This is a genomic window from Rhizobium rhododendri (assembly GCF_007000325.2).
Lineage (GTDB): Bacteria > Pseudomonadota > Alphaproteobacteria > Rhizobiales > Rhizobiaceae > Rhizobium > Rhizobium rhododendri.
On record NZ_CP117267.1, the window covers coordinates 2,286,011 to 2,298,389 of the forward strand.

Consider the following 12,379-nt stretch of genomic DNA (forward strand, 5'->3'; position numbering starts at 1 on the left):
GATCTCGAACAATGAGCAGCTTTCCATAAACCGGCTCAGGATTATTACAGGATGGACCAGCTTTCCGCCATGCGCGCTTTCGCTCGTGTTGTCGAAACCGGCAATTTCACGCGCGCAGCCACGACCCTGTCGATGCCGAAGGCGACGGTAACGACACTCATCCAGGGGCTCGAACAGCACCTGCACACGAAATTGCTGAACCGCACGACCCGCCGTGTCATGGTTACCACCGACGGCGCTCTTTACTACGAGCGCGCGATCCAGATCCTTTCGGAAATCGAGGAGCTCGACGGCAGCGTCAGCAATTCGCAAAGCCTGCCGAGCGGCCGGCTGCGAGTCGAAATGGCCGGCGCCTTCGCCGACGAGATCGTTATCCCGGCGCTGTGCGACTTCCACCTGCGCTATCCCGATATCCGCATCGACATGGGTGTCGGCGACCGGCTGGTGGATTATCTCGCCGAGAACGTCGACTGCGCCCTGCGCGCCGGCACCCCCACGGATCAGTCCCTGATTGCCCGGCGCGTCGGCGAAATTCCGATGGTCACCTGCGCGTCACCGCGTTACCTCGAAAAATTCGGCACGCTTCAGGCCCCTCAAGACATCGAAACCGGACACTTCGCCGTCAGCTACTTTCGCGCCCAGACGGGAAAGACGATACCGTTCGAGTTCTCCCGTGCCAACGAGACGTTTGAGATCAGCCCCACCTACATCCTGTCGGTCAATGATAGCAGAAGCTTCTTCAACGCGGCCCTGAGCGGTCTCGGCATCATCCAGGCTCCTGCCTTCATGATCCGCGAAGCGTTGGCGGATGGGAAGCTTGTGCGAATGCTTCCTGATTGGCACCGCGACCCCTTGCCCCTGCACATCGTCTATCCGCCGAACCGGCACCTCAGCAACAAGGTCCGCGTCTTCGTCGACTGGCTGGCAAAGCTGCTGGTCACCTCGCGCATCGGCGATCTCTGATGCATGACATCGACAGCCTCATCTCCGGCGCATCTGCGTGGGGCTGCTGCCGGTCAGGCGTCGGAACATGGCAATAAATGCAGACGCGCTGCCATATCCCAGTTCTTGCGCCACCCGGCGCACTGGCATGTCGGCTTCGAGCATCGCCAGCGCCGCAACCAGCTTCAATCGCTGCCGCCAGTCGTTGAACGACATTCCAAGCTCGTCCTGGCATCGCCTCGAAAGTGTCCGCTCGGTTGTTTTCATCATCCGCGCCCATTCTTCGAGGGACCGGCGATCCCCTGGCGACTCCTGCAGGGCAGACAGCACAGGTCCGAGCAACGCATCGACCGACAGCGGCAGATAGCTTTCGCAGCGCTCCGCCAGCCGTATCTGATCGACTAGCACCTGCGCCAGCCGTAGATCCTCCGTCGTTTGTGGCACGCCGACGTCGCGGATCGCAAAGTCCGCCAGTATAGCCTTCAACAGCGGACTGAGGCTGAGCGTCTGCGGAACGGGCGGCAGGTCGGCACACAACTCACGGGCGACATACACCGTGACGTAGCGAACGTCATGCCTGATCCACGCTTCATGCAGGGTGTAGGGCGGCAGCCATATGCCGTAATGCGGTGGGGAGAGATAGCGGACACCTTCGATGTCCAGTTCCGCGACGCCGACGAGCGCATAGTTCAGCTCGCCCCACTCCTGGCTCTTGGCCGGAAAGACCGTACCTCCAACGTAACTCTCGGTTCGGAAGGAGACCGGGGCTGGCGGCTCTCCGTCAAGGCGTGGGGATCGAAGGGACATGGCGGCATTCCGGGATTGGCTTTCTGGAATTCGCTATATACCACTAATCGGACAACCGCTAAACACATCCCTGCAGCAGACATCTCCATTATCATTCTGCGGGAATATCCATGGCCGACGGAAAATCCATCGAGACAGCCACGCCGCTGACCCCGGCTTCGGCCTTCGCGCCGTTTGCGACCGTGCTGATCTGGTCCGGCAACGTCATTGTCACGGAGGCGGCATTCGGCGTCATCGCTCCGGGATCGATCGCGTTTTATCGCTGGCTGATCGCTTTCCTCGTCCTGCTGCCCTTTGTCGCCAAGGCAGCCTGGCAACAGCGAGCCGTCGCGGCGCGTCACTGGTTGCAACTGGCAGTGCTAGGAGCGCTTGGCATGGTCGTCTACCAGAGCCTTGCCTATGAGGCGGCGAAGACCACGACCGCCGTCAATATGGGCGTTATGCTGGCACTGATGCCGCTGATGTCGGCGCTGCTTGCAAGCCTGCTTGCCGCGGAAAGACTATCGTTCAACCGTCTCGCCGGCGGCGCCGTATCGCTCGCCGGCCTCGTCTACCTCACGTCGCACGGCCATCCCGCCACGCTCCTGACCGGTGGATTTCACCTCGGCGATGGCCTGATGCTGATCGCGATTGCGGCAAACTCGCTCTACGGCGTCCTGCTGAAGCGCTGGACCATTCCGCTGTCGCTCTGGCTGCAGCTGTTCTGGCAGATCGCCTTTGCGACCTTGATGCTGGTTCCCGTCTGGCTGATGGGGACGATTTCGCCGATCACGACGGCAAACCTGCCGCTCATCCTCTACGCCGCCATCCCCACCTCCCTGATTGCGCCACTCTACTGGATGACGGCGATCCGCAGGCTCGGTGCCGCCCGCACCGCCCTCTTCATCAACCTGCTCCCGGTCGTCGTCGCCATTCTTGCTTGGGCTATTCTCAAGGAGGAGTTGCACGCCTACCACGCCATCGGCGGTGCACTTGCGCTGGCCGGCGTTGGCATCGGCCTTCGCCAGCGCAAACCCTCTCGCATAATGGCAAAAGCCGTCACCAACCCTGTTCAACACAGGTCGTGATCTTCCACCAAATACAATCTTAAGGCGATTTTTCTATCTTACTCATCCACTTCGACTATGACTGATAGAGTCGGTAGCGAAAGCAGCAGGCACCGTGGCCAGCGGTGCATCGAGGAAGACGGGCCTCCTCGACCCAGGCGAGGGCCTCGTTACTGAAAACGGAGGTGATCTATGTGGTACATACCGCTTAGTTTCACGTTTGTGGTAAGAAAAACCCGCACAGGCTGGTCAATGACCGTGCGGGTTAACTTTTTATCATAAAAAAATGGTGGGTGGAGTTAGCGCTCCATCCACCGCTCCAAGATATGTCGAACCAACCAATTTTGCAAGTACAGTATCAAGCTCACCGAGCCGATCCCAAGACCACCCTCGAATTTAGTTGAACTATAAAATATCTCGTGATCATATGCTTGCGAGACGGCAGGGGACCCCGCCTCAAGCCGACCAAACGAAACGGCGCCCCCGCGAGACACCCATGAACGCTGCAGCTTCCGACACGACGTTTACCGGCGAAAACGGCTTTCCGGTCGAGGAGCTGCGCGGCATGTTTCCGGCACTGCAGAAGGCCGGCGATTTTGTCTTTCTCGACAATGCCGGTGGCGCGCAGGTGCCGCAGGCTGTTGTCGACGCAGTTGCAAACCACCTCATCGACTTCAACGTCCAGCGCATGGCCAAATACCAGCACAGCCAAGGTGTCGACCGTAATCTCGATGAGGCACGCGTGACCGTTGGCTTGCTCGTCAACGCCTACCGACCGGAAGAAATCTCCTTCGGCCTAAACGCCACATCTTTCATCCGGCTCGTTAGCCTTGGCATTGCAAGGATGCTGGAGACACGCAACGAGATCATCGTCACCGACATGGACCATGACGCAAACATCGCCACCTGGATGGCGCTGGAGGCCGATGGCGCTAGGATCGTCTGGTGGCACATGCGCGAAGACGGTACGCTGCATACGGATGATCTGAAGCCGCTGCTCTCGGAGCGCACCCGCCTCGTCGCCTGCACCGTCACGGCCCATTCGATCGGCACCATCGTCGATGTCAAGACGGTCGGGCAGTTGGCTCATGCCGCCGGCGCAGAAGTCTTTCTCGATAGCGTCCACTACGGCCCGCACAGCCTGATCGATGTGCAGAACTGGAACTGCGACTATCTCGTCTGCTCCGGCTACAAGAATTTTTCGCCGCACATGGGGTTCCTGTGGGGCCGCTACGATGCGCTGGTGAAGCTGCCGACGTTCAAGGAAGACTTCATTCCGGATGTCCCGCCCTACAAGATCGAGGTCGGCACCTTCGCCTACGAGAACGTGGCCGGCATGAACGCTGCCGTCAAATATCTAGAAACCCTCGGCCGCCGCTTCCTGTCCGCCGGAGAACACTCCCGACGCGCTGCCATAGCCGCCGCCATGGGCGCCATCCGCGCCTATGAAACGACCCTGTCGCGCGAATTGCTGGCAATCCTCAAGCGTCACGGCGCAGTGATCTACGGCATCTCCGACGAGACCAACATTGCCGGTCGCGTGCCGACAATATGCTTCAACATCCCCGGCATCACGCCCCAGCAGATTGCCAGTGAAATGGGCGAAGCCGGCATCGGCCTGCGCGACGGCCACATGTTCGCCCCGCGTCTGATGAGACGTCTCGGGCTGACCATGGAACAGGGCGCGCTCAGGATTTCCATGGTGCACTACAACACCCTGGCGGAAGCCGCCCGCTTCGACCTAGTCCTCGGCAACATCATCGCCCGCCATCGGTGAAATGCATTCTCACATCCGATACCCCGCCTGCTGCAGGATCGGCAGCACGCGGTCGCAGAAATATGGCAGTTCCTGCGTGTAGTTGACGAAGGAAAGGGCTATGCCGGCATAGCCTTTTTCGCTGATCTCGATCATTTCAGCGGCGATGCTCTCCGGCGTCCCGATCAGCGGATAGCTTCCGGCACCACCTGCAAAGCGCTGGCGATAGCGGTCATAGGCTCCGGCATCATGCGATTGTGAGAACTCCTTCTTGCCTGCCATATGGGCATCGACCGCCTCGTGATCGGCCATGGTGACGGCGTAGCGCACGTAATAATCCTGCGCTTCCTGCCGGCTCTCGCGGCAGACGACATGGCAGACGGTGTAGACGCCTACATCCCGGCCTTTGGCCTCCGCCCGCTCGCGGATATCGGCAACCGGCTTTCCGGCATCCGCCATCTCCGTGAACGTGGTGAACAGGTAATCGCAATGGGCTGCGGCGAAATCCCGACCCGGACCGCCGAATGCTGCATTCATGGTCACCGGGCGAGGCATCTGCAGGCTCGCCGGCCGGCTGACTGCATCCTTCAGGCTGTAGTAGACACCGTTGAAATCGAAGGGCTGATCGGGGCCGTAGGCGCGCTCGACAATATCGAGCCACTCGGCTGCCTGATCATAGCCCTTCTCGACCAGGGGCGTGCCGAACATGCCGAATTCCTTCGGGTTCCAGCCGCAGACGATGTTGAGGCCTGCCCTGCCGCAGCTGACATGGTCGACCGTCGCCAGCGATTTTGCGGCGTAGAGCGGATGAACGAGTGGCACGTGGACTGTCATGAACAGGCCGATCTGCTTGGTCGAGGCGGCGAGCGCGGCTGCCCAGGTGAAAGTCTCGAACGACCATTCGCGCACCCTGTTGCGGCCACCGAAACCGCGCCAGCGGGCAATCGGCAGCAGGAATTCCAGCCCGGCGCGGTCGGCGATCTTTGCCGCAGCAAGATTGTCCTCCCAGCTTGCCGTCCACCGCTCCGGCACATCGGTGATCGCCAGCCCACCATCGGCATTGGTCGAAAACACGCCAAGCTTCAGCTTGTTCGGCCCCTTGAGCGGATGCTGCTTGATCATGGTTTCTCCCTCACCTTTCCAGTCAGGCTACGTGCAGGATAAAATATTTCAAGCCTAAAATAGATTTCGCTTTCGCAGACTTTGCGTTTAGGTTTATCGGTGAACAAACCAATGCCGCCATCCGGGGATCCACCATGACCAGTTTTCGCCAGCGCTGCCTCGACCGCGCTCCGCTGATCGGCACGTTCTCGGCCATCCCCCACCCTGTCGCCGTCGAAGTCGTGGCAATGGCAGGCGTCGATTTTCTCTGCATCGACTGGGAGCACGCGCAGATCAGTCGCGAGCGCATCGAGGATCTCATCCGCGCCGCCGACGTGCATCGCGTGCCTGCAATTGTCCGGGTGCCCGGCCATGCGCCGGAATCCATCGCCGCCGTTCTCGATGCTGGAGCAGCCGGCGTGCTGGTGCCGCGCATCTCCAATGCCGCAGAGGCCACGGCCGCAGTGATGGCAACGCGGTACCCGCCGGTCGGCGAGCGAGGCGTCGGCCCAGGTCGAGCCGCAGCCTACGGCTATCGCATCCCGGACTACCTCGCGACAGCCAATGAATCCCTCGTTCTCGCCATCCAGGTCGAGACGGCTGAAGGCCTTGCCAACATCGCGGAGATCGCGGCCGTCGAGGGTGTCGATGTCATTTTCATCGGCCCCGGCGACCTGTCGGTGTCGATCGATGCACTCGGGCCAGATGGCAAGGACAGGCTCGACAAGGCCATTCATGCCATCACGGAAACGGCGCTTGCAGCCGGCCGGACTGTCGGCATTTTCCGTCCTTCGACATTCGATATCGCGACCTGGTCGGCGGCCGGCATCAGTTTCTTCCTGCTGGCCAGCGACACAATGTTTCTTGGAGCCGCCATGGCGGAAAACGCTGCAAAAGCGCGCAATTCTTGCGCTTAGCAACAACCGATATTTAAGTTAGCAACATCAACGACTTGAAGCCAATTTTCAAACGTCAGAAATATGCTTTTTCCAGAGACTTTTTAAGCTTCAAATTTTTTTCTTGAAATGCCCTTCGTTTTGGATAACCATTCGAAATCAAGGGGTGATCCATGCGTCTTCCGAAACTATCGGCGACGTTCCGACATCTGAATTTCAAGGAAAAGACCGTGCCTTTACGAGCATCACCCGCAGCCGACAACGACCATTACGCTTTCGACGGCATCCGCGCCCAGATCCGCGACCTGCACACCGAGAATATTGCCGAGCTCGCCATGCGTGCACGCGAACTCGGAGATGTGATCCCGCTCTGGTACGGCGAAGGCGACATGGTAACGCCGGCTTTCATCCGCGATGCCGCCAAGCAGGCACTCGATGACGGCGCCACTTTCTACATCCCCAATATGCGCGGCTCCGGTCCGCTCAACGAAGCCCTTTCGGCCTATCAGTCGCGGCTGCACGACCGCGACATTCCGATCCAGCGTACGACGATCACGCCAGGCGGCATGCAAGCGCTTTATCTCGCCCTCCAGCTGCTGGTCGATGTCGGCAGCAATGTCGTCTACGTCGCGCCGCAGTGGCCGAACATTCACAATGCCATCCACCTGATCGGCGGCGAGCCCCGGCCGGTGCCGCTCGACTTCGACACCGACTGGCACCTCGATCTCGACAAGCTGTTTGCCCGCTGCGACGCCCGCACCCGGGCAATCTGCCTGTCGACACCCTCCAATCCGACCGGCTGGACGGCTTCGCACGACGAGATGAAGGCGCTGCTCGAGTTCAGCCGCCGGACCGGCATCTGGATCATCTCCGACGAGGTCTATGCGCGGCTCTATTTCGAAGGGATCGTTGCACCCTCGATCCTCCAGGTTGCCGATGACGGCGACCGGGTGATCTCGGTGAACAGCTTTTCAAAAGCCTGGGCGATGACCGGCTGGCGCATTGGCTGGCTCACCCACCCGTCCGGCGTCGCCGACCAGCTGGCGGCGATGACGCAATATATCAACAGCGGCACGGCCGGTATGATCCAGGCTGGAGCACTGGCTGCCGTCAGGGATGGCGAGCCGCTGGTCGAGGATGTCAGGCAGAAGATCAAGGCCGGCCTCGACCTCGCCTACGAGAAACTTCCGCAGATTCCGGGCATCGTCCTGCCGGTAAAACCGCGCGGCGGCATGTATGCGTTCTTCGCGCTCGAAGGCGAAAGCGATGCCCGCGCTGCCTGCACCCGCATCCTGGAGACCTCGCGCGTCGGCCTGGCCCCGGGCTATCTCTTCGGAGACAGCTCCCGCGCCTTCCTGCGCATGTGCATCTTCCGCGACATCGAACAGATCCGCACTGCGCTCGACCGCATGGTTGGCGCCATGACATGACGGCCAGCCCTTAAGGGCCGCGCCGATGCTACCCGCGTGGGCCAACGATGCCCACGGGTCCATAACCAGAGGGAAACAGACATGAGCCTTACGCGTCGTAATCTATTGGTGCTCGCCGCCGCCATCAGCCTTGCCGGCGGGTCGTCCATTGCCCATGCGGCAGAGACGTTGAACGTCGGTTCCTACCCGAGCAACCCGCCGTTTGAGTACAAGACGGACTCGGGCGCCTTCGAGGGCTTCGAGGTCGACATCGTCAAGGAAGCCGCCAAGCGCGCCGGAATGACCCCCGAAATCGCCGACTATGGCTTCCAGGCGCTGTTCGCCGGAACCTCGTCCAAGCGCATCGACGTTGCGATCTCGTCGATCACCATCACGCCGGAGCGGCTGAAGTCGCAGTCCTTCACCCAGCCCTACTACGATTCCGACATGGGCATCGCCGCCAAGGCCGACAGCGCCATCAAGGGCATTGCCGATCTCAAGGGCAAGACCATCGGCGTGCTGTCCGGCTCGACCGGCGCTAAATGGGTCGACGAGCATAAGGCCGCAGATGGCTTTGCAGACGTCAAGGGCTACAATGCCCAGCAGGAAATGTTCCTCGATCTCGGCGCCGGCCGGGTCCATGCCGTGGTCAGCGACGTGCCCGGCATGGAATACCTGTTCGTCAAGATGAAAGGCTTCGCCGTAAAGGAGCGCATCAAGACAGGCGAACAGTACGGCCTGATGATGACGAAGGATTCCCCACTGCTCAACAAGCTCAACGATGCCCTGACAGCGATGAAAAAAGACGGCACCTTGCAGGCGATCCACAAGAAGTGGTTTGGCAGCGATGCACCGGCTGGCTCCTCCACCGTCGTCGAAATGCCGATCCCCAAGGCTTGATCGAACCATAAACTGCCATGATCCATGCCGGTCGCCCCGAAGCCGGCATGGATGTGACGGACTGAACGCTTGCAAGACCGGTGGATACCATGTCGCTCGTCGAGACCTTCTTCAACTACGACGTCCTGATGTCGTCCATACCGGCCCTGCTGCGGGGATTGTGGAACACCATCCTGCTCGGCATGATGAGCATCCTCATCGGCGTTCCCTTCGGCCTCGTCATCAGCCTGGTCAGGCTCTATGCGCCGAAACCATTCCGGCTGCTCGCTGTTGGCTATATCGACATCCTGCGGGCGACGCCCGTCCTCGTCGTCCTCATCCTGATCTATTATGCCCTGCCGTTCCTTGGCATCAGGCTAACGTCCTGGGCATCGGCCGTCATCGCCTTTTCCATCGTCATGGCCGCCTACTCCGCCGAGGTATTCCGATCCGGCATCGAGAGCGTCGCGAGGGGCCAGTTCGAGGCAGCCTCAGCCCTCGGCCTGCCGTTCATCGTCACGCTCTACAAGGTGGTCCTGCCGCAGGCGATCCGCATCGTCATTCCGCCGATGACCAGCAATTGCGTATCGATGTTCAAGGATACCTCGCTCGCCTCGACCGTCGCCCTGCCGGAACTGTTGAAGGAAGCGCAGGACGCCCAGGCCCTCTACGCCAACCCCTCGCCCCTGATCGGCGCAGCACTCGTCTACATCATCCTGCTATGGCCAATGGTGCGACTGGTGAGCATGCTGGAAAAGCGCTTCAAGACCGAAAAGGCCCATTGAAGTCTGCGGTTGCCTGGACGGCAGACGTAGTCTCTTGGACAGCACCGGCAGCAATCATTGCGGAGTGCCTCCGCAAGAAGGCACTCCAGAGCGGAAAACATTCAGCTCCTACGCCGAACCGACTTCTGCCTTACGGCCAAGCGCGCGTTCGACGATGATCACCAGCAGGCCTGCGGCTGCCAGGCATGCGGCAAGGAAGAACATCGGCACGATCTTGCTTCCGGTGGCATCGCTGATCCACGGCACCACGTTCTGCGCGATGAAGCCACCGAGATTGCCGACCGAGTTGATGGCGGCCAGGCCCGCTGCGGCGCCGGCACCCCGGAGGAAGCGCGATGGCAGGCTCCAGAACACCGGCTGCCCGGCAAAAATGCCGGCCGCGGCGATGCAGAGAAAGATGAACTGTAGCAGCGGCGAAGTGACAAGGGCGGATAGCGTCAGGGCGATGGCGCCGACGAAAGCAGGTCCGGCGATGTAGGGTGTCTTTGCTTCCGTCTTGTCGGCAGCGGCAGGCACGACCCAGAGGGCAATCGCCACGACCACCCAAGGGATGATGTTGATGAAGCCGTTGACTGTGTTGGTGACGCCGAAGCCCTTGACGATGGTCGGCAGCCAGTAGCTCAACCCGTAGGCTGCCAGCGGAAAACCGATGTAGCAGATAGCCATCAGCATCACCCGCGGGTTGATAAGCGCCTTGAAACCGTCATCAGCAGTCCCGTCCATGCCCTGGTTTTCCTGCGCCAGCCGCTCTTTCAGCCACAGCTTTTCAGCATCGTTGAGGAATTTTGCCTCTTCCGGCCGGTCGTCCAGATAGAAGAATGTCACCAGACCCACCACGACGGCGGGGATACCGGTGGCGAGGAACACCCACTCCCAACCGGCAAGGCCGAGAAAGCCGTGCAGATCCAGCAACATGCCGCCAAGCGGCGCGCCGACAGCATTGGCGATGGCGCTGAAGATCATGAACAGGCCGACCATGCGCCCTCGATAGTTCCGGGGAAACCAGAGGGTCAGGAGAAACAGCACGCCCGGAAAGAAGCCGGCTTCGGCGACGCCGAGCAGGAAGCGCAGGATGTAGAACATCGTCATGTTCTGCGTGAATGCCAGCGCGATCGTCACCAGGCCCCAGCTGACCATGATCCGCGTGAACCACACACGGGCTCCGAACCGCGTCAGAAACAGGTTTGCCGGGATTTCGAAAATGAAATAGCCGACAAAGAACAAGGATGCACCAAGGCCATAGGCGTATTCGCTCATGCCAAGCGTATCGACCATCTGGAGCTTCGCATAGCTGACATTTTGCCGGTCGATATAGGCGATGAGGTAGAGGAGACCCAAAAACGGCATGAGCCGCCAGGTGATCTTCCTGATAAGTGCCTGTTCCGAAACCATGCCGCGTCTCCTCCTCGCAAAATAACAATCAGCCTCCCGTCACCTAGTGCCGGCGCAAAGGCTGGCAACCCTGTAAGGGAAACTTACAGTTGTGTCGCGGATTTGGTGGAGCGCCGTTTGATGCGTTAGTAGATAGAGCTGATAGTGGCAGCCCAATTCAAATTTGGAGAGAAGTGCTTCATACGTATATATTCGTGAAATAAAATAATTAATGCGATTGAGCGAATGTCGACCTGCTCACTTTATGGCCTGCCAGTAAAGATAATCCGTGTATTCCTCAGTAGTCATCTCCCGATAAACAACACCCATCGGTGAGGATTTCTTCATGAGGGGGCCATCAAGTGAGATGCCGGATTCAAGCTCAACAACACCGGTGGCAACACAAGGCTCCCACTTCTCTGTTGCCCCAAATAACCTGTTCAAAACCGCGATCATATCATCCCCTAGCTGAAATTCATGCTTAACAAACAACTAACGCGGATTGCTAGCCATCAGATGTAAGCTGGGGACAAATTTGCAGAAGTGGTATTATTGCAACTATATTTGCAATGCCAACTTTTAGAGATAACAATGCCTGTTTCACGAAAAATTTTGAGAACAGGCCAGCATGGGCGGTAATTTACAAGCGAAATTATAGTTATAATATTATATAAATGAAATTTATTAAGGTAAAAAATAAAACGGAAGGTCTGCTAAAGAAAAATATACATAATAATAGAAGAAATATCCACCACAGAATCTTTGATTTGCGTCGCCATGCGACGTCGATTGCCAATAATGCCCACTAGATTTGGCTGCTGCTCTGCCGCCAACTCTTAATCAAACTCCCCGCCCGAAAGGTGGTTGCTGACGGAGGCCTTGACGGTGCCGATGTCGGTCCAGAGTTCTGCGATGATGGACGGGTCTACGTCTCCCAGCATGTCGCGCAGCCACCCTTCGTGGGCGGCGGCCATGGCGGTGAACAGCTTTTCGCCCTTGGCCGTCAACTTGGCGACGGTCACGCGCCGGTCGCCGTGGGGCGTTTCGCGCAAAACCATGCCGTCGATTTCCAGCCGCTCGACAAGCCCCGTGACGTTGCCGTTGGTGACCATCGTCCGTTTTGAGAGCTCGCCGAGCCTCAGCCCGTCACTTTCGCGATAAAGCTGCGCCATCAGGTCGAACTGCGGCAGCGTCGCGCCGAATTCGGCCCGCAGCCGGCGGCGCACTTCCTGCGAGATCAGCTTCGTGGTCGACAGCATGCGCAACCAGAGGCGCAGTTCCTGCTTCTTGCCATCCTGGGCGCCGTGGGCAATCGCCTCCAGGTCGACAGTTTCGCTTTCTGCTTCGGCCATGATCCCCGCTCGAATTCCTGGACCGCAATCCGTGT

Annotated in this window: 12 protein-coding genes; 7 read left to right on the top strand and 5 right to left on the bottom strand. The window is 59.5% G+C overall.

The window, feature by feature from the left end; genetic code table 11:
• Nucleotides 1-51: 51 nt before the first annotated feature.
• Nucleotides 52-963 carry a LysR family transcriptional regulator gene (locus tag PR018_RS11150; RefSeq protein ID WP_142829246.1) on the top strand — a complete coding sequence of 304 codons (912 nt, stop codon included), beginning with the start codon at nt 52-54 and terminating at the stop codon, nt 961-963.
• An 18-nt stretch (nt 964-981) separates the two neighbouring features.
• On the opposite strand, the gene PR018_RS11155 is transcribed toward PR018_RS11150, so the two are convergent.
• Entirely contained in the window at nt 982-1,749 is a 768-nt protein-coding gene (locus PR018_RS11155; protein ID WP_142823552.1) for an AraC family transcriptional regulator, read from the bottom strand.
• Between the two features lie 110 nt (nt 1,750-1,859).
• Here PR018_RS11155 and PR018_RS11160 point away from each other — a divergent pair, with 110 nt between their 5' ends.
• Both PR018_RS11160 and PR018_RS11165 read left to right on the top strand, forming a co-directional pair.
• Entirely contained in the window at nt 1,860-2,816 is a 957-nt protein-coding gene (locus PR018_RS11160) for a DMT family transporter (protein WP_142823553.1), read from the top strand.
• Nucleotides 2,817-3,291: 475 nt separating this feature from the next.
• Nucleotides 3,292-4,572, top strand: a complete 1,281-nt coding sequence (locus tag PR018_RS11165; RefSeq protein WP_142823554.1) for a cysteine desulfurase-like protein — start codon at nt 3,292-3,294, stop codon at nt 4,570-4,572.
• Between the two features lie 9 nt (nt 4,573-4,581).
• Here PR018_RS11165 and PR018_RS11170 read toward each other — a convergent pair whose 3' ends face one another.
• On the bottom strand, nt 4,582-5,673 hold the full coding sequence (locus PR018_RS11170) for an LLM class flavin-dependent oxidoreductase (protein WP_142823555.1): 1,092 nt from the start codon (nt 5,671-5,673) through the stop codon (nt 4,582-4,584).
• Nucleotides 5,674-5,807: 134 nt separating this feature from the next.
• Between PR018_RS11170 and PR018_RS11175 the strand changes: the two genes are divergently transcribed.
• The 4 genes from PR018_RS11175 to PR018_RS11190 all read left to right on the top strand — a co-directional run bounded on the left by PR018_RS11175 (nt 5,808) and on the right by PR018_RS11190 (nt 9,621).
• Complete coding sequence (locus PR018_RS11175; RefSeq protein ID WP_142823556.1) at nt 5,808-6,569, top strand: HpcH/HpaI aldolase family protein; 762 nt, start codon at nt 5,808-5,810, stop codon at nt 6,567-6,569.
• Nucleotides 6,570-6,721: 152 nt separating this feature from the next.
• Complete coding sequence (locus PR018_RS11180; RefSeq protein WP_142823557.1) at nt 6,722-7,978, top strand: pyridoxal phosphate-dependent aminotransferase; 1,257 nt, start codon at nt 6,722-6,724, stop codon at nt 7,976-7,978.
• 81 nt (nt 7,979-8,059) lie between these two features.
• The gene (locus PR018_RS11185) at nt 8,060-8,857 is read left to right on the top strand and encodes an ABC transporter substrate-binding protein (protein WP_142823558.1); all 798 of its coding nucleotides are present in this window, start codon (nt 8,060-8,062) and stop codon (nt 8,855-8,857) included.
• 89 nt (nt 8,858-8,946) lie between these two features.
• Entirely contained in the window at nt 8,947-9,621 is a 675-nt protein-coding gene (locus PR018_RS11190) for an amino acid ABC transporter permease (protein WP_142823559.1), read from the top strand.
• Between the two features lie 108 nt (nt 9,622-9,729).
• Here PR018_RS11190 and PR018_RS11195 read toward each other — a convergent pair whose 3' ends face one another.
• The 3 genes from PR018_RS11195 to PR018_RS11205 all read right to left on the bottom strand — a co-directional run bounded on the left by PR018_RS11195 (nt 9,730) and on the right by PR018_RS11205 (nt 12,344).
• Nucleotides 9,730-11,013: an MFS transporter gene (locus tag PR018_RS11195; RefSeq protein ID WP_142823560.1), complete on the bottom strand. Its 1,284-nt coding sequence runs from the start codon at nt 11,011-11,013 to the stop codon at nt 9,730-9,732.
• Nucleotides 11,014-11,250: 237 nt separating this feature from the next.
• Nucleotides 11,251-11,448 (bottom strand): hypothetical protein, encoded by a 198-nt coding sequence (locus PR018_RS11200; RefSeq protein ID WP_142823561.1) that lies wholly within the window; start codon nt 11,446-11,448, stop codon nt 11,251-11,253.
• 380 nt (nt 11,449-11,828) lie between these two features.
• Nucleotides 11,829-12,344 carry a MarR family winged helix-turn-helix transcriptional regulator gene (locus tag PR018_RS11205; RefSeq protein WP_111222465.1) on the bottom strand — a complete coding sequence of 172 codons (516 nt, stop codon included), beginning with the start codon at nt 12,342-12,344 and terminating at the stop codon, nt 11,829-11,831.
• Nucleotides 12,345-12,379: the final 35 nt, after the last annotated feature.

Coding starts and splice junctions, on each gene's coding strand:
- PR018_RS11180 (WP_142823557.1), top strand. CDS start 6,722: ATGCGTCTTCCGAAACTATCGGCGACGTTCCGACATCTGAATTTCAAG.
- PR018_RS11150 (WP_142829246.1), top strand. CDS start 52: ATGGACCAGCTTTCCGCCATGCGCGCTTTCGCTCGTGTTGTCGAAACC.
- PR018_RS11155 (WP_142823552.1), bottom strand. CDS start 1,749: ATGTCCCTTCGATCCCCACGCCTTGACGGAGAGCCGCCAGCCCCGGTC.
- PR018_RS11205 (WP_111222465.1), bottom strand. CDS start 12,344: ATGGCCGAAGCAGAAAGCGAAACTGTCGACCTGGAGGCGATTGCCCAC.
- PR018_RS11200 (WP_142823561.1), bottom strand. CDS start 11,448: ATGATCGCGGTTTTGAACAGGTTATTTGGGGCAACAGAGAAGTGGGAG.
- PR018_RS11185 (WP_142823558.1), top strand. CDS start 8,060: ATGAGCCTTACGCGTCGTAATCTATTGGTGCTCGCCGCCGCCATCAGC.
- PR018_RS11190 (WP_142823559.1), top strand. CDS start 8,947: ATGTCGCTCGTCGAGACCTTCTTCAACTACGACGTCCTGATGTCGTCC.
- PR018_RS11195 (WP_142823560.1), bottom strand. CDS start 11,013: ATGGTTTCGGAACAGGCACTTATCAGGAAGATCACCTGGCGGCTCATG.
- PR018_RS11170 (WP_142823555.1), bottom strand. CDS start 5,673: ATGATCAAGCAGCATCCGCTCAAGGGGCCGAACAAGCTGAAGCTTGGC.
- PR018_RS11165 (WP_142823554.1), top strand. CDS start 3,292: ATGAACGCTGCAGCTTCCGACACGACGTTTACCGGCGAAAACGGCTTT.
- PR018_RS11175 (WP_142823556.1), top strand. CDS start 5,808: ATGACCAGTTTTCGCCAGCGCTGCCTCGACCGCGCTCCGCTGATCGGC.
- PR018_RS11160 (WP_142823553.1), top strand. CDS start 1,860: ATGGCCGACGGAAAATCCATCGAGACAGCCACGCCGCTGACCCCGGCT.